Origin of the sequence: Streptomyces sp. NBC_01190 (genome assembly GCF_045039895.1) — a bacterium.
Classification (GTDB): Bacteria; Actinomycetota; Actinomycetes; order Streptomycetales; family Streptomycetaceae; genus Actinacidiphila.
The window spans coordinates 7224843-7244432 of sequence record NZ_CP108580.1 but is presented as its reverse complement, the minus strand read 5'-3'; the positions used below and the strand labels follow the sequence as shown (position 1 = coordinate 7244432).

Genomic DNA, 19590 nt, shown 5'->3' with positions numbered 1-19590 from the left:
GGTCAGTGCTCCCCGATGAGTTGGGCGTAGCGACCCGCCGCGGAGACGAGCTCCTCGTGGGCGCCCTGTTCGACCATCAGGCCGCGCTCCAGGACGATGATCCGGTCGCTTTCCCGGATGGTGCTCAGACGGTGGGCCACCACCACGGTGGCGCAGCCGCGACGCCTGAGGTTGTCGGTGATCAGGCTCTCGGTCTCGGCGTCCAGAGCGCTGGTCGCCTCGTCCAGCACCAGCAGGCTGGGGTTGCGGACGAGGGCCCTGGCGATCTCCAGCCGCTGCCGCTGGCCACCGGAGAAGTTGCGGCCGTCCTCCTTGACCTCGCTGTAGAGGCCGCCGGGCCTGGACGAGACCACGTCGTAGATCTGCGCGTCCTTCAGGGCGGTGACGATGTCGTCGTCGGGTACGGACGGGTCCCACAGGGTGATGTTGTCCCGGACGGTTCCCTCGAACAGGAAGATGTCCTGATCGACGAAGGCGACCGAGGCGCTGAAGAGCACCCGCGGGATGTCCTGGCGGGGTGTCTCGTCAATCGTGATGGCACCCTCCCAGGGGCGGTGCAGACCGGACAGCAGCCGCGTCACCGTGGACTTTCCGCTGCCGGAGCCGCCCACCAGCGCCACCTGCTCGCCGGGGCCCACCGAGAAGGAGAGCTTTTGCAGGAGGGCCGGGGCGAGCGGGCTGTAGCCGAAGGACACCTCGTCGAAGATGAGTCGCCCGGTGAGTTTGCGCAGGCGCGACCCTTCCGCCGGATCCTCGACGGTCTCCTGCACGGGGAAGTTCTCCACGTCCCGCAGCCGGCTGAGCTGGACCCCGAAGTCCTGGGCCCGGCCGGCGATGGTGGTGAGCTGGCTGATCGGTGAGGTGAACGCGGTGACCAGGGCCTGGAAGGCGACCAGCAGGCCGATCGAGATATGGCCGGACATGGCTTGGAGGCCGCCCACCAGAAGGATGATCGTGGCGTTGACGCCGGCCAGCGCCGGACCGACCACCGCGAGCATCGCGGAGGGCGTGCCGACCTTCTGCTGGCCCGTCATCACGGTGGCGTGGTCGCTCGCCCACCGGCGGAAGTGCTCGTTCTCGGCGCCGGACGCCTTCATGCTCTCGACCAGTTGGAGACCGTTGTAGGAGGTGGTCAGGAAGGCGGACCGGTCGGCGGCGAGCCGGTTGACGCCGTTGGAGCGGGCCCGCGCCGCCAGCCGCAGAGCCACGATGTTCCCCATCGCGACCGTTACGCACAAGGCCGTCAGCCACACGCTGTACGTCCACATCAGCAGGGCGTACAGCAGGATCACCATCGTGTTGATCACCGCCCCCGACAGGTCGTTGGCGAGCGTCATCGCCACCGTGTCGTTCGACTGCATGCGGTTGGTGATGTCGGCGGGGCTTCGCTGGCTGAAGAAGCCGGCGGGCAGCCGGAACAGGTGTCGCAGGAAGCGGGCGCTGCCGATGGTCGCACTGACGATCCGCACCCGCAGCACAAAGGACTGCCGCAGCCCGGTGAGGACGGCCGTGGCGAGGATGGTGACGGCCATCAGCAGGAAGAAGGGCAGCCGGATCGAGGAGTCCCCGCCGACCAGGATGACATCCACGAAGGCGCGGGTGTACGCGGGCAGCGCCACCCCGGTCACCGTGAGGAGCAGACTGGTCAGTACCGCCAGGACGAGCAGCAGAGCGCTGCCGTGCAGCCGTTGCGCCAGACCGGACAGCGGCCCGGGCGGGTTCCCACCGGGCCGGAAGTCAGGCCCGGGCCTCAGGTCGAGGGCCACCCCGGTGAAGCACTCGTCGAACTCGGCGGCGGTGACACTGCGGTGGCCCTGCGCCGGGTCGTTGAGGTGGACGATCTCCTTGCCGTACCGGCGGCCGAATCCTTCCAGGACCACGAAGTGGTTGAACTCCCAGAAGAGGATCACCGGCAACCGTCCGGCGGCCAGATCCTCCGGCTCGACCCGTACGCCCTTGCCGGTCATGCCGTATTCGCGGGCGGCCTTGAGGATGTTGGAGGCCTTCGAACCGTCGCGCGAGACTCCGCAGGCGGTCCGCAGTTCTTCGAGCGGGACGTGGCGCCCGAAGTGGCGCAGCACCATGGCCAGGCTGGCGGCGCCGCACTCGACCGCCTCCATCTGGAGGACCGAGTGGGTCTTGACGCGCTTGGCGCGCCTGCCGCGGCGGCGGTCCGCGGCCCGGCCGGCCGCGGCCCTCTCACTGGTTGTGGCGGGCATGGGTCAGGACACCACCCAATCGACGGGCTTGATGGGGGGGAGGTGGATGGCGGCGGTGACGAGGGTGCGCGAATCGACCTGGAAGGGTGGCCCCGAGCTCTTCGACCAGCTGAAGCCGCTCGTCGTCCTGCCGGGCGTGATGCGAACGGTGACGCCGAGCGGCTGTCCCTGAGCCGAGAAGGTGCTCGCCAGTTGGGGGTCGCCGAGGAAATTGGAGATCTGCGCCTCCGTCTGCGGGAACTGCCCGATCGCCTGCACCGTTCCGCGCAGCACACCGAACTGGGCCGCGGGGGCGGAGGCCACACTGAGGTCGACCTGGCTGCCGACACGCACCAGACCCGCGGATGCCTGCGGCAGATACACGACGGCGACCAGCGGGTCGTGGGACTCGTCGATGCGCTCGATGACCGCCAGTTCGGTCCCGGCGGTAACCACCTGGCCGACACTGCCGAGCACGCTGATGATGCGGCCGCCCGTGATGGACCGGACGGTCTGCGAGTGGCCGTCGCTCTCGATGGTGAAGAGGGGGGTGTGGGCCAGGAAGACCGATCCCGTCGAAACGAAGACACCGGTGATCTGGCCGGCGTACGGGCTCTGCAGATGGATACTGCCCTCGGCGTGGGTCAAGATCCCCGCCGCCTGAGTCTGCCGGGGTATCGCACCGGTCACCGCCCAGAACGCTCCGCTGACCAGAAGCAGTGCCACCACGCTCAGGGAGAACAGGGTGCGGGGGCGGGCCAGCTGGATGGGGGCGTCGAGAGCCGTTGGACTCTGGAGTCTGGCCAGGGCTTGCGGACGGAATTTCATGATGGCTGCTCACCTTCTCTGCGGGACGGCGGCCGTCGCCGTGTGGTACCCAGGACGAATCCGCCGACGCTGGCCTCGGTCGCCGGGTCGAGACCGGTCGCCCGGGCGAAGACTCCGGCGTCCGGACCGGCAATGGCGCAGGGGGCCAGCCGCATCGCGGTCGCCACCATGTACATGGAGGCCTGGAGGACACCGGTGTTCTTCAGCACCAGGGCGTAGGCCATCGACTCGTACTTCCACATCGTCCTGCCGAAGCGGGCGCTGAGGACGATGACGACCTGCGGGAGTCCGGCCATGTTCACCAGGGACGCGGCACGTGCCGACAGTTCGGCCACGTGCTGCTCGTAGGGCGCGAGCCGGTCCAGGGCGTGTTCCACGCCGTCGTACCGGTAGAGCCCCCGCTCCAGGCCGACGACGTCGCCGGCCACCAGGTACACCTCCAGCTCGTGCAGCGAGCCGCCCGACGGGTAGGGCCGGTCGACGACTTCGGTGCCGCCCAACTCCCGGATCCGCCGCACCCGCGCCGTGCGGTACAGGAACTCGCCCAGTCGCGGGACATCGATGGGCCGCTCGTCGTCGTGCTCCCTGATCGAGCGGCGCGACTCGATCACCTGGGTCAGTGGCGGATCGGTCGCCGTGACCGCGTCCAGATCGGGGACGGGAAGGAGGACACGGTCCGTTCCCGCGGCGGGCGACCGGGCCGGCAGCGGGGGGAAGCGGTGCCCGGCCCACGCCGTGCCTCCCCATGGCTGCCCGGGCGAGGCGGCGTTGCTGCGCACGTGGAACCACAGCTCGTGCGGTGCCCACTGCCGCAGCGAGGGTTCCGTCTCCTCCGCGGACTCCTCCGGCACCGCCAGTCCGCAGTCGAGCAGCGCTGCCAGCACAGCGGGCGCCCACTCCCCCAGGTCGGCGGCGGCCTGCGGGCTCAGCGGGGACACGAGCCGACCGAGCAGCAGCGCGGCCCGGGCGTCGTGCAGCGTCGCCACCGCGCCGGTGCGCGGGGACTCCAGCAGCAGGGTGCCCGCGGACCGGCGGGCCAGGGCGAAACGGGACAGCACCACGGCGCCGCCGAAGGGCTCCGGCACCGGGCCGAACCGCGTGGCGGCCGGCCAACCGGAGGCGCCGGAAGCTCCGGACGGCTCGATGCTGACCATCGCGCGCCCGTCCGCCTCCAGCGTGCCGCGCAGCCACCCGCCCCGCCACAGCGCCGTCAGCAGGGCGTAGGCGTGGGCGATGCCCGCCGGGCCGTCTGTCGCCGTTACCTCCTCGGTGAGCCGTCGCCGGGTGCCGCCGGTCCCGGCCAGCAGGCGCAGCATCGCGTGCTGCCCGGCCGTGATGGGACCGGCGCCGCCGCCGCGACCGGGCTGGACGAAGGTGACGCCGGTGGCGTCCGGGACGACGTCGACGCCTTCCCGCAGGCGGATGATCTCGGTGGTCATCGGCCGGCCTCAGAAGAACAGACTGACGGGGTTGCACTCCGCCTCGGTCGGCGGTGTGTCCAGCCAGCCCAGCCGGACCGGCAGGTCGTAGAGCCGTCCCGGGCCCAGCCGGCGCCAGAAGTGGCGCAGGCCCGGCACCACGACCTTCATCACGGACAGCTCGATGTCAGGTCTGCTCTGATCGAGCACGATGACCTCCAGGCCGGCCGCCCGGGCGGTCTCCACGCAGTGGCGTACGGCGTCCGCCAGGTGCAGACCGCGGACGCCGGCGCCCGCGGAGGCGGTGGTGGCGGGCAGGCCGGGGTGCGGCAGCAGCCACGTGTTGTCCCGTACCGCGGTGGTGCGCCACCAATGGGTGATGGCCCGGTCGTCCTCGCGGTATCCGAGCGTGCCCCCGCCCCGCTCCACGAGGTCCGTGCCGGGCAGGAACTGGTTCATCTCGGTCAGGGCCCGCACCAGGGCCACGGAGGCCTCCAGGTGCGAGCCGAAGCCGAGCACGATGTCCTCCACGGGTCCGTCGACCCGGCGCGAGAGCGCCGCGAACGTGGGGATGCCCAGGTCAGCGGAGAGGTCCAGCACCCAGATCTCCCGGCCGCGACCGGCGTAGAAGTCCCGCAGCTCGTCGATGTAGGGGTCCTGGAAACTGTCCAGGTCGACGCCCGGGCGGCGCAGCCGTCCGTACCACCACATCGCCACGCTGTCGCGTTCCACCAGCTCGCAGTAGCCCTGGAGGATCGCCTCCTCGCGGGTATTGCCTGCGGCGCTGCCGTTGGAGTCGGGCACGCAGAAGTGGTGGTCGAGGTCGGGATGGCCGTACCAGGCGTACGCGGCCGGTATCAGGCGCTCCCGTTCCTCGGACAGCGACCAGGCGGTGGACCAGGAGATCGGCGCCTCGCCGTCGAACGGTTCGGGCACGAACTCGGAGCGCCCCGCCGAACCGTTCGATACCGCTCGGTGTGCGTACTGCTGCTGCGAGAAGAGCAGCAGCTGGTCGAGGCCGACCGCCCGCCGGTCGCCCAGCGAGTGGTAACTGGCCTCGATGGTACGGCGGTTGCCCTGCCAGACACCGCAGTAGCGCTCGACCGCCTCGCAGACACCGCTGACCCGCGCCTGGACGTCGGTACGGCCCTTGCCGCCGCTGCGCCCGCGCAGGCTGAGCCGCAGGTCGCCGAGGTTCCGGGAGGCGGCGAAGCCGTGCGCCACCTGGTAGCTGTGCGTCACCGTGCCCAGGTCGGGCGTCAGGGAGCGTACGGCGCTCACCACACCGAGCAGCCGGTCCACGTGCCGGTCCAGCCGGCGCTGTGTCACCTCGGCGGACACGACGCGCCATCCGTTGTCGCGGTCAGGACCGACCGGGTCCGGCGCGAGCGTGATCGCGACCGGCTGGTCGGCGAGCGAGGCGTCACCGCAGGCGGCGCACTGCGGCTGGCGGACCAGCGGGTGCCGCTCGGTCTCCAGGATCCCGGTGTGGACGGACAGCAGGTGGCCCTCGACCGGGCACGCTCCGGTGAGCAGCCAGGCCGTGATCGCGTTGGCGGCGAACTGGACAGCCAGCCCCACCGAAGCCGACGAGGCCGCCACCGACAGGCGTGGCACGGCGCCGCCGCCGGTGGCGGAGCGCACGAACAGGCTCACCGGCCGGTTGTCCTCCAGGCGGCCGCGCAGGCACTCCCAGCAGCCGGTCCGCCCCGGGTGGAAAAACGGTCCGACCCACACCTCGCGCCCCTGGGCCTTGAGAAGGAGCCACGGCCGGCCCGAGGCCTGCGCGTGATCGTTGAGTTCGGCCAGCCGCGGGTCGAGGTACTCGTCGGTGATCGCCACCGCCAGTTCATCCGGCGCCGGCCGGGCACCCGCGGCGTCGACCCGGACCCGGACACCCGAGGCCTCCAGCACGTCAACCGCTTTCGCCACGGCCGGCTCGACCCGCCCGAAGGGGATCAGGACAACGGTCTGCCGGGCCAGCCGGGACTTCGCCTCTCCGGCGGTGAGGCCGTAGGACTCCCAGAAGGCGACCTCGCGCAACTCGGTGCCCGGCAGGTGGTCGGCGGTCAGGCAGCCGAGTTCCCTGAACCGGGTCAGCGCGAGATACGCCTCCGCCGGAGTGGAGCGGTCCGCTGTCGCCGCGAGGATCTCACCGGCCGAGTGCCGCCCGTCCAGATGACGGGCCACCAGCGCGGTGGCCGCGCCGGAGACCACGTAGTTCTGCTCCTCGCCCATCACCAGCACCGTGTCCGGCCGGAGCGGGACAGCGGTCAGGTGTGCTTTGAGACGCAGCTTCCCGGTTGTCGCGAGCATCGCGGTGCCATTCACCATGCCTGGCAGCAGCACGGGCTGCAGCAGCAGGTGCTCGCACCGCCGGCCAGGTCGCCGAGGTCCGCGTCGCTGAGTTCGCGGACGTCCATCTGCGGCAGCCGGGGTACGTAGAGGACGAAGCGGCCGGTGCTGTACCCCCGGCGCCACAGATCGATCTGGACACCGAGATCCGCGTCCGCGGCTCCGTCCCGCACGACTTCCACCGTCGCGGACGGGGAGGTCTCCAGTCCGCTTTCCGACAGGACGGCGGACGGGTCGTCATCGAGGCGTCGAGAGAATTCTTCGCTCGACCATACCTGCGTGAGGAGGCGCGTGTAACAGTCAATGAATTCGTCGGATTTCGGTGGCAGCACTGTCTACGTCCTTCCGTCCTGCGGTCCGCGTCGATCTCCGGCCAGCTCGTGCGAAATCGGCCGCCGCTTACATCGAGCCAGAAAAGCGCGTCCCTCGTCAACGAGTTCCGGCATACTTAGCGGCGTGTCTTTCGGTGTCCGCGGTTGACCTTCTCGGTGCGGATCACTCGACTGGTCAGGGTAGTTCGGAGCGGCTCTCGGGAGTGGGGTCGCCCGGAGATCCGAAGGGCCGCAATTTCAGCTTCTTTTCGTGATCCGGGAACCTCTCACCGGTCACGCTCTCGCCTCTGAGGTAGTGGCGCTGCCACTTCGCGGCGTAGGCCGGCGTGCCCGGTATTCGCTGCTCCGTGCCGAACTTCACCCGGGACTCCTCGAATTCCCGGCTGCCCTGTTCCGCCGGGGATCCGTCCTTGGGGAGGAGCACCGGCCGGAAGCGGGCCAGATCACCCCGGCGATCGGGACGTATCGCGCAGATCGGCTCGCCCGCCTCGAAGACGATGGTGGTGTCCGGCCGGGTGATCTGCCAGTTCATGGTGAAGTACGCGCTCGTCCAGTCGGTCTCGATCAGCCCGGCCAGCGGGGAGACACCGTCCTTCGGCAGGTTCGTCGGCCCGCCGGCGGTCAGGTTCCAGCCGGGGGGCGTGCGGAAGAGGAAGGGCAGCTCAAAGGTGATGATGCCGTGCCCGAAGTGACTCACCGCGGGATAGGGGTCCTGCTGGTCCCCGTAGTCGAGGCGCAGCGCGGACGACCTGCGATTCCCCTCCCATATCGCCGAGAAGGTGTGGCTGTTGAGGATCCACCATTCCGCCTGGTTGGCCATCATCAAAGGCAGGCAGCGTCGGGCGAACCCGTCGCTGCCGGCGGCGATCCACGCGCGGTTGGCCGGCGCGGGGACGATCCGCATGGCGGCTCTCTCGGCGACCGTGTACCCGATGAGGGGCAGCTCCTGATCGTCTTCGTCGGTCCGTACGACGGGCACTGAATTCCTCATCTCGGCTTGGTGGTCGACGGGATCCGGTCCCGGGGGTCGGCTGTTCTCCCTCAGCCGCGGCCGAACCGCCGGACTCCGGCGGTGAGTTCGGCGAAGCCCCGAGCCAGGGCGTGCACGGCCCGCTCGGACTCGCGGTCGCTGCCGACCGCCCGGTTGTGGTGCATGTGCATCAGGGACCTCAGGGCGCGGTCGCGCGGCTCCCCGGGCTCCGGACCGCTCGGCTGCCGCCGCAGCCCCTCGGCATAGCGGGCCAGTGCCCGGTCCCGTTTCTCCCAGGCGGCGGCGAGCTCGGAGCCCCCGCACCGCTTCGCCAGAAGCTCGCCGTCGAGTTCGAAGAGCGCGCGCAGTTCGGCCCGCCGCGCCCTGAATACCTCGCGATGGGGCTCCCGGGGCACCACCCGGAGCAGCCAGTCGGCCCAGTCCTGCCCGAGCGCCCCCCGCGCCAGGGCGACAAGATTGAGCGCGGTGATCAACTGCGTGTCCGCGTTCAGCGCCTTGCGGCGGGCCAGGGACAGTTGGGTGACCACTGCTTCGCTGTCGGCCTGGAACACCGCCTCGGCGTCCGCGAGCACCCCGGCGCCGCCGTACCTCTCGGTCTCCGGGCGGTAGGGACTCAGCGCCCAGTCCGCGGCCAGTCCCCGTCCGCGCAGCTCCTGCGTCCAGTCGCCGAGCAGCGGCAGCAGGACCGTCCGCAGCGCCTCCGGGGTGCCGTGCAGCCGCAGCCGCAGGTGCGGCGCCGGGTCGGCGTAGCGGATGAAGAACCAGCGGTCGACAGCGTCGCCGAGGGCCTCGATCAGCCGGGGCAGCCGGTCGGCGAGGATCTCCTCGTGCAGGTGACTGGAGCTGTAGATCTTGGCGAAGAGCCAGCCGCCCGCCATCGGGTGCGCGACCGGCCCGACAGCCGTGCGCCGGGCGGACGCGCCGCGGGCCGCGGGCTCTTCGGCCGCCCGCAGCGGGACGACCAGTTCCGCGCACCGACCGCCCGACCAGCCGGTCGCGGTGTCGGCGGTGGCGAGGCTCTCCTCGATGCGTTCCCACGGCCGCCGACGCAACTCCTCGTGCAGCAGCCGCTGGTGCGCGGGCTGGTCCAGATCGAGTGCCAGGCGGTAGTCGCTGCGGCTGCCCACCTGCACGGTCCGGGGCACCTCGTACGCCGCCCGCCACACGTCGAAGGCGGCTTTCCACCGCTGCCAGTCGCCGGCCGCCTCCCGCATGTCCAGGCTGGGACGCCAGCGTTCCGGGGCGAGGATCGACCGTCCGTACCGGATCCGCGGCAGGCGGGGGGCCGGCGCGAACGGGCCCCAGTCCCACTCCGCCCAGATCCTGCCGTTGTCGAGGGTGATCTCCCGCAGGAGCCGGGCCGCTGGGTCGGTCGCCATCGGCGCGCTGAGCGCGTTCACGTTGACCAGATGGATCTCGTCCCCGGTGACGGCCGAGAACAGGCGTAGGCCATCCTCGTGCACGCCTACGGCCAGCTCGTCGGCCCGCAGCACGTCTGCTCCCGCCGCGCGGAACTCTCCGACGCTGACCACCTTTTCGATCAGACGCGGAGCGTTGGCCACGCTGTACGCCACTCCGTCCGGAGCCTGGAAGCACAGCTGCGCCGGCCTGCTGGCTGCCGGTACGCCGACGGTGACCGCGTACCGCAGCGGACCGTCGAGTTCGGGCAGCAGGTGGGCGAAGCGGCCGAGCAGCGCGCCGGCCTGCTGGCTGCCGCTCCGCACCACCAGCCGGAAGTCCCCCCGGTCGACGGCGTCCGTGCCGGTCGCCAGCAGCTCGCATATGACCTCGACGGTGGGCGAGGGTGGGGCGGCCGAGACCCGGGTCAGCCGGTCCGCCAGCTCCGCGGTCAGCTCGACCTCCGGCACGTAACCGCCGGCCGGCCAGGCGAGTTCGGCCAGTGCCATGGACCGCTCAGGAGCGGCTTCGGCGCCCTCCGGCCCCGGTTCGCGGGCGCGGTCGGCGCCTTCACGCTGCCATCGCGGTGCGCCGAGTCCTCGTTCCGGGTCGAGCAGTTCGATCAGCGGGACGGTGGCCTCCCGCCCGTAGTGCTCGACGAACCGGTCGCGGTAGTCGCGCAGGGCCGTGTGCTGTTTGCCGCTGGTCGGCGCGATCCGCCACAGCAGGCTCACGGCCTCCGCCGCCTCGTCGGCGATCGCCTGCGGCAGCGCGACCCGCGCGTCGGCGCGCAGGTCGACCTGGACCGGGCTGCCTCCCGGGGCGTATCCGGGATCGACCGCCTCGACGGCGGCCCGCAGCTCGGGGAAGCCCTGCCCGATCGCGCGACGGCCGTAGTCCGCGAAAACCGCGGGCGCCTCGCGCAGCCGGGCGAGAACCGGCAGCTCGGGTACGGCCGCGACCTGCCGCAGGACATGGTCCAGCGGATCAGGGGAGTCCAGCGGAGGCAGCAGGCTGGTGAGCAGCACACCGGCGCGGACCAGCCGCGCCAGGGCGTCCTCCAGCCGGGGCAGCGGAACGTCGGGGAACTGACGGCTCAACCGCCCGCGCAGCTCCAGGAATCCGATCGGCCGGCGCGCTCCGGCCACCGCCGCGAGGACAAGCGGCCGGGCCCGGACGACCACAAGGCCCGACGCGAGCGCGCCTGAACGCCTGCCACGGGTGGACCTCAGCGGAACACGCAGATGGTTGCCCTTCTGAACGCAGCTGTCGTTGGCCACCATGTCGAGGGCATGGAGCACCTCAGGTCGCTGTTCCAGGTACCGCACCAGGCCGACCAGCCAGGCGCCGTCGAGCCGGGCGTGCTTGGTATGGTGCGGCCCCACCCGTACCGAGGCGCTCTCCGCGAAGACGACCGGCGCGACACCGGCGAAGAGCCCGAACGGGGTACTGCGCGTGCCGGCCCGCAGCGTGTACCGGGTGACGGAGACGGCCGCCTTGCGCAACTGCTTGCGGCTCAACCGCTCGCCCCGGGCCACCCGGTGGAGCAGGTCACCGAGCGCCGGCGCTCCGACGGCGACCGCCTCGCGCAGTGCGGGGTGATCGTGCGCCGCGGTGAGAAACGTGGTCAGCTCGGTGTCCGTCGCGTCCTCGACAGCCATGGCGCCGAGTCGGGGCAGCTCGTTTCTGACCGGGAACTGCGGCATCCGGAGCATGCCGAACTGCATCGCGCGGTACGCGGGTTGCGCATGCACGGACGGAGGTCCTTCCTGACGCCAAACCATGTCGTTCTTCGTTTCTCCTCGTCGCGGTACGGGGGCGGGACCGGACTCAGACCGCGCGCACGACTCCTTCGCGCAGCATCCCGGTGACCAGGCCGACCGCCGCGGTCTCGGTCAGCCCGGGGATCAGGTCCTCGGCACTCCACGGCTCGGTGGAGTCCATGGCCAACCGGGTCTCGGCCCAGTCCGCGGCCGCGGCCGGCACGGTGACAGCGGTATCCCGCAGATTCAGCCGCAGCCGCCCGTCGGCGAGTCGGTCGGTCCCGCTCACCGCCTCGCGCACCATGACCACCCGCGTGTCGAGTCCGGCGCCGGACTCGACCGCGGTCGAGATGGGCTGGGGGCGCTTGGGCGTGAAGTACCGCGAGCGCATCACCTGCCGCACCCGTGCGGAGACGGCCGGGTGGTCGAGTTGCCGCAGCGCCGCGAGCAGGTGCTCGACGGTCTCGGCGACCTCCGCTTCGAGCCGCGCCTCGTCCTCACCGACGCCCCAGGGCAGGTCGGCCCGGAACACGTGGAAGTCCACCTGCCGATCGTCGAGGCTACGGACGATCTGGTTGGCCAGCCAGTAGCGCGTATACGGCGTGAATCCGATGGTGACGTGCAGCGACGACTCCTCGGTGGTGGCCGCGCCGTGCAACCAGCCGCGCGGAATCCACAGTGCGTCGCCGGCCCGGAGGGTCACTTCCACGTCCGGCGCGCGCCGGGCGACGCGGTCGGCGTCCTCGGCGCTGAGTTTCACATGCTTCTCGTGCGCCAACGGCTCGGGTCGCGCGGGCTCCCGCACCTGCCAGACCTTGCTGCCGTGCGTCTGGATCAGCAGGACCGACTCGGTGTCGTGGTGCGCGGCGAGCCCGAAACTCGCGGGCGGGGTGAGGAACGCCGCCGAGGTTACGGACTGACCGGTCTCCAGGACGAGTCGGCGGCACAGGTCGCCGAGCGGTTCGCAGACCTGTTCGAGGTCGTTCATCGCCAGGGTGGCCCCCGAGCGGACCAGTCGGTTGACGGCGTGCGGGCGCAGGTGCCCCTGGAGCCCGGGCTGCGGCGCGTTCTCGCCCCAGACGTACTGCGACGCCGGAATCTGACCGTTCTTGTCGAACATCCTGACGCGCCGGTTGCTGAGCAGCCCGCTCGCCATCACCCGGTCTATCTCGGCGAGGCCGAAAATGGCAGGGATGGAATCATCGGGAACGGTCCATGTCACCGGATGGCCGGGCGGCCCGGCCAGGAACTTCTCGGGTGCCGGAACGAGGCGCGACAGGGCTCGGAGATCCATAGTGCGAAGTACCATCCATTCCTTGCTTTTCCTAGACCGTTCCCGGGCTGCCGGCTTTTCCGTAAATGCCGCCGGCGTTCCACGCGGATCTGTTGATCACACGAGGAACGCCGGTGCGACGATCGGACCGAACCGGACCGGACCAGCTCAGATGACGTCGCTGGTCACGATCGGGTCCAGGATGCCGCTGACGAAACGGCCGCCGGCCACCTCGTCAAGAAGCTCCTCGACCTCGACGTCGTCGTTCTGGGTCTCTTCGGGCTCAGGGCTCATGGCTGGTCTCCCATCGTGTAAGTCGCTCCGCTTTCGGAACTCCTTCATTCAGCCACACGGAGCAAGTCGGCGTCAACGCGCTCATCCCAATCTAGTGGTGCCCCTCTCGGTACGTCCGCTATCGGTCTCGGTCTCCTTTCTGTGAACTCGGTTGCCCGCTTTGGAAAACACGAGGATAAATCCACGTCGGCGGCTTGAGTCAAAAACTGAAGGGGCGTCCTGATACGTCGGTCCGACGTATCAGGACGCCCCTTCAGGCGTTCTCGGAAAGCCGCGCGGCGAACCGCGCCGGTGTCGCTACGCCGCCGCCGCACCGCGCTCCTCCAGCAGGCTCGCCGCGTACTCCAGGATGCCGCCGGAGTCGTGCTCGTCGAGCGGGAACCGGCGCTGCGCCAGGCGCGCGTGGTCCAGCAGTTCCTGGGGGCCGACTTCGGACCGTCGCGCGCGCATCAGGTCCAGGACGTGGGCCGCGGACGCGAGCAGCGACTCGTCATCCAGCGGCCGGGTGGCCAGCTTGAGCCCGCCGAGGAGCAACCGCGGTGCGGCGCGGACGAGTTCCTGCGCTCCGACCTCCCGGATCGTCAAGGACAGATGCATGGACAGCCCCTCGTTGCCGACCGCCATGTGGGCGTGCCCGCGGGGGATGTACAGCACGTCGCCCGGGTGGAGCGTTGTCTCCAGGAGATCGGGCCCGGGGTCGCCGGATACCCGGCCCTGGCGCCAGTTCGCGGTGTCCGGACCGCCCTTGACCGTCCACGCCTTGCTGCCCTCCACCTGGAACAGCAGGACGTCGGCGTCGTCCCTGTGCAGCGGAAGTCCCTGTGCGCCCGGCGGGGTGATGAAGTAGTACGCGTCGACCCAGCGGCCGAACTCGTCGGCGAGCCGCCGGGCCAGTTCCGCGCTCGGGCGGTGCCACTGCTCGGTGTTCCGCAACAGCAGCGTGGCGCCGTCCTTGAGCTGCTCGATGACCCGCACGGGGTCGGCGAACCCCTTCGCCTCGGCGCCGATCAGGCGGGACGTCGTGTACGCCTCGTCCGGAATGACCTTCGACGCCCGGGTCATCTCCAGGTGCGGGGTCCGCAGCAGGCCGCCGGCCACCACGGTGTCGACGTCAGCCAGGCTCAGCGGGCTGGCCGGCGTCTGTCCCGGGTGGAAGACCCCCGGCTTCCGGTGCCAGTACTCGCTGGTGAAGGCCTCTACGTCTCCCACCCAGTTGGCTAGTTCCTCGGCCGGCATGGTGTCTCCTTCGAAGGTTGGTGCGGCGGCGCCGGCGGTTGCGATGTCAACCACCATGGGAAAGCAGTCCGGCCGCGAAGGCGGTGAGGTCCGCTCGGTCGTGGTCGTTCAGCGGTTGGACCCGCTGGGCCTCCCTGGCGCTCCTCAGCAGATCGGCCGGCTCCACGGTGGCGATGCGCTCGCGGACCGCCTCGATCAACGTGGCGGCACCCGCCAGCAGCGTCTCGTCGTCCAGCGGCCGGCCGGGCAACCGGAGCCCGTGCACCAGCAGCCGCTGGAGAGCGCGCACCAGGTGCGGCGTCCCGACCTCCCGCACGGTCAGCGACAGGTGGAGCGACAATCCCTGGTGTCCGACCGCCGAGTGGGCGTAGCCGCGCGGAATGTACAGCACCTGGCCAGGGCTGAGCGTGGTCTCCAGCAGTGCCGGACCGGCGTCCTCGGTCACCTTGCCGATCTGCCAGTCGCCCCGGGACGGGCCGCCTTTGACCGTCCATTGCTTGTTTCCGGACACCTGGAGCAGGAGCACGTCCGCGTCGTCCCGGTGGAGGGCGAGCCCCTGGCCGCCCGGCGGCGTCACGAAGAAGAACGCCTCCACCCGCCGATCCAGCTCATCGGACATCCGGCGGACCAGTTCGGCCGTCGGCCGGTGCCAGTGCTCGGTGTTGCGCAACAGCAACGTGGCGCCGCCCTTGAGGAACTCGAGGACCCGCTCATGATCGGCGTAGCCGGTGGCCTGCTGGTACAGCACCTCCCTGGAGGTCGTGTACCGGGCGGGGTCGATTCGCTCCTCCGCCGTGGTCATCTCCAGGTGCGGTGTTCGCAGCAGCCCGCCGGCGAGTGCCGCGTCGACATCACGGATGTCCATGGGCGCGTACGGCGCGGTGTCGAAGACGAAGGGCTCCCGTCGCCAGTACGTCGCGAAGAACGTGCTGACGTCACCGACCCAGAGAGGCAGCTCTGCTGGCATGGCACATCCTGGTGTCAGGGATGGAACGGGACAGGCCCGGAAGACCGGAAGACCGGAAGAGGTGACAGTCGCCGGGCCGACCTGTGCCAGCAGACATGGTCGCCGGTCGGTCGGTCAACACGAGCCGAACCGGTTTACGGTGCACCTTTCGGTATCGGGCGATGTTTCGGTTCGCACCGCGGGACACGCCTGGACCGCCGCCGGTCTCACTCAAGGTGGTTGGGCAGGCGCCGAACAACCGGGGGTGCCCAGCGGACTTTCAGTCAGTGAAAGTTTTTTGCCGACCGCTGGACGGGGGATACTATGCCGACATTCTGATCCCCAATCGCGAGCAGAGCCGGGCTTCAGTGAGGTTTGCGCACGGTAGTGGCGGTTGAGTGGAGCGTGACCCATGAAGAGCTTTTCTGAGGAACCTTTCTCACCATCGCCCGTACGGTGGTGCGCTCCTGTTGTGCGGACAGGCCGGAGTGGGGAGTCGAACGCCCGGCTCGCCTTACCGCTGCCCACGGCAGCGCCATCGGCGTGACGAACTGCCCAACCGAGAAATTCGGCGGCCCGTACGGCACGCTTCGATGCCGGCGAAACCGCCGCCGCTCAGTGTCGAGCGCGGCAATCCCCAGACATCACGGAGATAGACGACGCTTTCAGGGCGACCACTGAAATACATCAGCGACGGCCCATCTTTCCTGTCGCGGCGGCGCTGAGGCGCATCCCGTGGACCTCGGTCTGCGCCCCCTGACGGAGCCGGCCAGAACGTCTCCGCCACGGTGCCGCTTGCCCGGCAATCCACAGCGCACTCATCGGCTCCCCTGTGGCACGGCCTCGGCCGACCCGTTGTCTCCACGGCCGACCTGATCTCCTGCCTACCCGAAAGCTCTCGCATGTCACTTCCGGCCCTGCTCCTCGTCCATGGCGCCTGGCACGACTCCAGCGCCTGGCCGCTCCTTGCCTCGTACCTCCCCGATGTGGACGTGCGGACCGTGCGCCTGCCCAGCACCGGGGAGGACCCCAGGCTCCTCGGGGATCTCTACGCGGACGCGGCACATATCGAAGCCGTCCTGGGGACGATCGGCGGACCGGCGGTGCTCCTCGGCCATTCCTACGGCGGAGCGCCCGTGTCGCAGACGCCGGCGGTGCCCGGCCTCGTGCGGGTGATCTACCTGGCAGCGATGATGCAGGAGGTCGGGGACGCCGTGCTGACCCCGACCGGAGGCGTCCACCCCTGGTACTGGGACGTCCATGAGACGGATGGCGACCGTCCGGGCCACTTCGGCGTCCGCGATCCGCTGGAGGTGCTGTACAACGGCGTCGACCCCCAACTGGCCAAGGCCGCCGCGGGATCCCTGCGCTCACAGTCCCTCGCCTCGGTCACCCAGCCCCTTACCCGGGCCCTCTGGCACGACGTACCGAGTTCCTACATCGTCTGCGAGCAGGACCGCGCGATACCTGCCGAGTTCCAGCGCTCCATGGCCCAGCACGCCGACCGCGTGCGCCTGATCGACAGTGGACACTCGCCGTTCCTCTCCCACCCCGAGGAACTGGCCCGCCTGATCCGCGAGGAGATGACCATCTGAAGATGCGGGGAGGTGAGCGCGGGAAAACGGGCGGCGGCTGATTGGGCCGCGGATTTCATGAACGGGTCGATGGAGGTCAAATGTCCCTTCCTACCATTCTGTGCGAGCGCGTGCGGGAGACCGCGACACTCAACCGGTCGTTGGAAGAGACCGTGGTGTCGGGCCGGGGCGGCTTCTTGTTCGTGCGGGGCGGAGCCGGCACCGGCAAGAGCGCCCTGCTCGAAGACGCCGCCGAGCGTGCGCGCGAGGCCGGGTTCGCGGTGGTGCAGATCCGCGGCAGCCACGCCGAACACCTCCTCGATCACAACGTCGCCCTGCGTGTCGTGCGGGCGGTGCGGGACAAACTGGCACCCGAGCTGTGCGGCGCCTTCGAGGAAGGCCTGCCGACCGCGGTCCGGACCCTCCTCGGCGACCGGACAAGCTACTCCGACACCGCGGCCGATCAGCGTTTCACCCACCATCTCCTCAGTGCGATGGACCAGCTGGTGACGCGGTACGGGGCAGGTCCTGTGCTGCTGGTCATCGACAATCTCCACTGGACGGACCGAGGATCGCTGCGATGGCTCGGGCTCCTGCTCGAGCGCCTCTCCGCACTGCCGGTCCTGGTGTTCGGGTCGGTCTGCGAGGGACTTTCGGGGACCGACCATGAGCTTTTGGAAGAACTGCTGGTCAACGGCACCTCGGTGGCCCAGCTGCGGCCGCTCAGCCAGACGGCCGTCGGTACGGCACTCGGCGTGATGCTGCACGCCGATCCCGATCCCGCCTTCACCGCCGCCGCGCTGCGGGTGACCGCCGGATATCCGCTGCTCGTGGTGACCTTGGCGCAACTCCTCACCGAGCTCGGTATCCGGCCCGACGCGTCGTCGGCGCCGCTCCTCGACGAGCTGGCCGCCGACTCGGTGGCGATGTCCGTCCGGGTGCGGACCCGCCGCATATCCCCCGACGCGTTCGCCGTCTACCGCGTCATCGCCGCACTCGACGGCGACGCCGGCGTCGACAACGTCGCGTTCCTGTCCGGCATCGACCCGGTGGCCGTCGACGAGGTGTGCCACGCGATGCGCAAGATGGGTTTGCTGACAGGTGGAAACACGGGGCTCAAGGCAGCGCAGCCGCTGGTCAGGAACTCGGTGCTGCGGGAGTGCCCACCCACCCTGCTCCAGAACGTGCACACGCAGGCCGCGTCCTTGCTGCACGGCGCGGGCGCGCCGGCCGGCGCCGTGGCACGGCACCTGCTGATCGTCCGCCGCCCCCTGTCGGAGCCCTGGGTGGTCGCCGCGCTGCTCACCGCGGCAAGCGACGCACACGCGGCGAACGACACCGGTTCGTACATCCGGTATCTCCGGCGGGCACTCATCGAACCCCTCGCGCCCGACACCGCGGCAAAAGTCCTCACCGAGTTGACCGGCGCCCTCGCCCGCGTCGACATCACCGACGCCACGGCCCATCTCGACCGGGCGTTGGCGATCTCACCGGATGCGGCGAGCGAGGCGACCACCCCGGATCTCTTCGTCCTGCTGGCGCTGGCCGACCGGAAGCAGCAACTACAGACCGTCTACCAGCACTCCGACGCCGCCCGGCGGCAGGCACTGGCTCCGTCGCTGCGGATGCTGCGGTACCTGGTCCCCTACGGGGGCAGCGTGCTCGAAGAACGCACAGGCGCCGAGACGGTGGACAACACCCTCACCATGGCGCTGCGGGCGTGGGACGACACCGCGACGATGAGCGCCTCCGCCGATGCCGTCACCGAGCAGGCCCTCCGAGCCGCCGCGGCCCCGCTGCTCCGGGCCGAGTCCCTCGTCGGCCAGGCTTTCGCCTTGCGCACACTGGCCGCCGCCGGAGAACTGACCACAGGTCTGCGCCTGAGTGAGGCGGTCGTCGAGGCGGCACGCCGGCAGGGAGTCGTGCCGGTCATCGCCATCGCCGTGCACCTGCGGTCCACCTTCCTGCACCGGCTCGGCAAACTGGGCAAAGCGCGGGCGGACGCGAGCGAGTCGGTGCGTCTGGTTCGCTCCTGGGACCCGGCCGGCGCCACCACGGTATGGCGGATGCTGCATACCCAGGTCGTGCACCTGCTCACGGATGCCGCGCGGACGGAGTTCGCCTGGCGGTTGGTGGACGAGCTGCATCGCAAGCGGGCTGGATCGGCCCCTGACCGGAGCGCGCAGGCGCTTTACGCGACCGGCCGGCTACGGCTGCGGAACGGTGACCACAAGGGAGCCTTGCAGGACTTCGTCGCCTGTGGCAGCGCCCTGGGGGACCAAGGCATGGTGAACCCCGCGGTGACCGCCTGGCAGCTGCATGCCGCCATGGCCCTGGTCAGACTGGGGCAGACCGGGGCCGCGACGGGGTATGTGCGAGAACATCTCGAAAAGGCGGCGAGCTGGGGAGCGCCGGCGCCGGTGGCCAGTGGGCTCCGTGTCCAGGCGCTCGTGACCGGGCCGCCCGGGTCGGCGGCCTCCCTTGAGGAGGCGATCGCCATCCTGCGCCCCACCGAGGAACACCTGGGCCTCGTCTACGCGTTGCTGCAGCGCGGCCAGCAACTGCGCGCGGCGGACGACCTCACCACGGCCAGGCGGGTACTGCGGGAGGCGCATGACATCGCCTTGCGGCTCGACAGCCCGCCCCTGCTGGACAGCGTCTCACGGGAGCTCAGAGCGGCCGGCGGCAGAACGCCGCGTTCCGAGCGCCAGGGATTCGACGCCCTGACCGACTCCGAGCGCCGGGTGGCGCTCTTGGCGGCCCGGGGAAAGAAGAACCGGGAGATAGCGAAAACGCTGTTCGTCCAGATGCGTACGGTGGAGATCCATCTCACCAACACCTACCGGAAGCTCGGCATCGGCGGCAGGGACGATCTGGCGACCGCGCTGGGCGCTGCGGCCACGGGTCCCGGCGGAGCATCGCACGGTGGCGCCGCCGGCCATCGATCACTGACCCCCATCGACACGGTGGGCTGAGCCCGTCCG

Annotated in this window: 13 protein-coding genes; 2 read left to right on the top strand and 11 right to left on the bottom strand. The window is 70.4% G+C overall.

The window, feature by feature from the left end; genetic code table 11:
• Positions 1-2 precede the first annotated feature (2 nt).
• From OG519_RS30520 to OG519_RS30470, 11 genes are all read right to left on the bottom strand, one after another.
• Positions 3-2219, bottom strand: coding sequence for an NHLP family bacteriocin export ABC transporter peptidase/permease/ATPase subunit (locus tag OG519_RS30520; RefSeq protein WP_405590657.1), 2217 nt, complete (start codon positions 2217-2219; stop codon positions 3-5).
• 3 nt (positions 2220-2222) lie between these two features.
• The gene (locus OG519_RS30515) at positions 2223-3026 is read right to left on the bottom strand and encodes an HlyD family efflux transporter periplasmic adaptor subunit (RefSeq protein WP_405590654.1); all 804 of its coding nucleotides are present in this window, start codon (positions 3024-3026) and stop codon (positions 2223-2225) included.
• Complete coding sequence (locus OG519_RS30510) at positions 3023-4465, bottom strand: SagB family peptide dehydrogenase (RefSeq protein ID WP_405590651.1); 1443 nt, start codon at positions 4463-4465, stop codon at positions 3023-3025. Before OG519_RS30510 ends, OG519_RS30515 begins: the two co-directional genes overlap by 4 nt.
• A gap of 9 nt (positions 4466-4474) precedes the next feature.
• On the bottom strand, positions 4475-6778 hold the full coding sequence (locus OG519_RS30505; RefSeq protein WP_405590649.1) for a TOMM precursor leader peptide-binding protein: 2304 nt from the start codon (positions 6776-6778) through the stop codon (positions 4475-4477).
• Positions 6772-6972, bottom strand: coding sequence for a hypothetical protein (locus tag OG519_RS30500; RefSeq protein WP_405590646.1), 201 nt, complete (start codon positions 6970-6972; stop codon positions 6772-6774). The genes OG519_RS30505 and OG519_RS30500 overlap by 7 nt, the downstream gene beginning before the upstream one ends.
• A 334-nt stretch (positions 6973-7306) precedes the next feature.
• Positions 7307-8122 carry a DUF6065 family protein gene (locus OG519_RS30495; RefSeq protein ID WP_405590644.1) on the bottom strand — a complete coding sequence of 272 codons (816 nt, stop codon included), beginning with the start codon at positions 8120-8122 and terminating at the stop codon, positions 7307-7309.
• Between the two features lie 50 nt (positions 8123-8172).
• A complete protein-coding gene (locus tag OG519_RS30490) occupies positions 8173-11274 on the bottom strand; it encodes a lantibiotic dehydratase (RefSeq protein WP_405590641.1) in 3102 nt (1033 codons plus the stop codon).
• A 76-nt stretch (positions 11275-11350) separates the two neighbouring features.
• Positions 11351-12577, bottom strand: coding sequence for a JmjC domain-containing protein (locus OG519_RS30485; protein ID WP_405590638.1), 1227 nt, complete (start codon positions 12575-12577; stop codon positions 11351-11353).
• Between the two features lie 147 nt (positions 12578-12724).
• Entirely contained in the window at positions 12725-12850 is a 126-nt protein-coding gene (locus OG519_RS30480) for a hypothetical protein (RefSeq protein ID WP_405590636.1), read from the bottom strand.
• A gap of 297 nt (positions 12851-13147) precedes the next feature.
• Positions 13148-14086 carry a JmjC domain-containing protein gene (locus OG519_RS30475; RefSeq protein ID WP_405590633.1) on the bottom strand — a complete coding sequence of 313 codons (939 nt, stop codon included), beginning with the start codon at positions 14084-14086 and terminating at the stop codon, positions 13148-13150.
• A gap of 46 nt (positions 14087-14132) precedes the next feature.
• On the bottom strand, positions 14133-15053 hold the full coding sequence (locus OG519_RS30470; protein ID WP_405590630.1) for a JmjC domain-containing protein: 921 nt from the start codon (positions 15051-15053) through the stop codon (positions 14133-14135).
• Between the two features lie 881 nt (positions 15054-15934).
• Here OG519_RS30470 and OG519_RS30465 point away from each other — a divergent pair.
• Together OG519_RS30465 and OG519_RS30460 are read left to right on the top strand one after the other, a co-directional pair.
• Positions 15935-16627, top strand: coding sequence for an alpha/beta hydrolase (locus OG519_RS30465; RefSeq protein ID WP_405590627.1), 693 nt, complete (start codon positions 15935-15937; stop codon positions 16625-16627).
• 80 nt (positions 16628-16707) lie between these two features.
• Positions 16708-19581 (top strand): BREX system ATP-binding domain-containing protein, encoded by a 2874-nt coding sequence (locus OG519_RS30460; protein ID WP_405590624.1) that lies wholly within the window; start codon positions 16708-16710, stop codon positions 19579-19581.
• Positions 19582-19590 lie beyond the last annotated feature (9 nt).

What these genes read in the sequence shown, in the direction of transcription:
- OG519_RS30470 (WP_405590630.1), bottom strand. Translation starts at nt 15,053, where the DNA reads ATGCCAGCAGAGCTGCCTCTCTGGGTCGGTGACGTCAGCACGTTCTTC.
- OG519_RS30495 (WP_405590644.1), bottom strand. Translation starts at nt 8,122, where the DNA reads ATGAGGAATTCAGTGCCCGTCGTACGGACCGACGAAGACGATCAGGAG.
- OG519_RS30480 (WP_405590636.1), bottom strand. Translation starts at nt 12,850, where the DNA reads ATGAGCCCTGAGCCCGAAGAGACCCAGAACGACGACGTCGAGGTCGAG.
- OG519_RS30510 (WP_405590651.1), bottom strand. Translation starts at nt 4,465, where the DNA reads ATGACCACCGAGATCATCCGCCTGCGGGAAGGCGTCGACGTCGTCCCG.
- OG519_RS30485 (WP_405590638.1), bottom strand. Translation starts at nt 12,577, where the DNA reads ATGGATCTCCGAGCCCTGTCGCGCCTCGTTCCGGCACCCGAGAAGTTC.
- OG519_RS30465 (WP_405590627.1), top strand. Translation starts at nt 15,935, where the DNA reads ATGTCACTTCCGGCCCTGCTCCTCGTCCATGGCGCCTGGCACGACTCC.
- OG519_RS30505 (WP_405590649.1), bottom strand. Translation starts at nt 6,778, where the DNA reads ATGGTGAATGGCACCGCGATGCTCGCGACAACCGGGAAGCTGCGTCTC.
- OG519_RS30520 (WP_405590657.1), bottom strand. Translation starts at nt 2,219, where the DNA reads ATGCCCGCCACAACCAGTGAGAGGGCCGCGGCCGGCCGGGCCGCGGAC.
- OG519_RS30515 (WP_405590654.1), bottom strand. Translation starts at nt 3,026, where the DNA reads ATGAAATTCCGTCCGCAAGCCCTGGCCAGACTCCAGAGTCCAACGGCT.
- OG519_RS30460 (WP_405590624.1), top strand. Translation starts at nt 16,708, where the DNA reads ATGTCCCTTCCTACCATTCTGTGCGAGCGCGTGCGGGAGACCGCGACA.
- OG519_RS30475 (WP_405590633.1), bottom strand. Translation starts at nt 14,086, where the DNA reads ATGCCGGCCGAGGAACTAGCCAACTGGGTGGGAGACGTAGAGGCCTTC.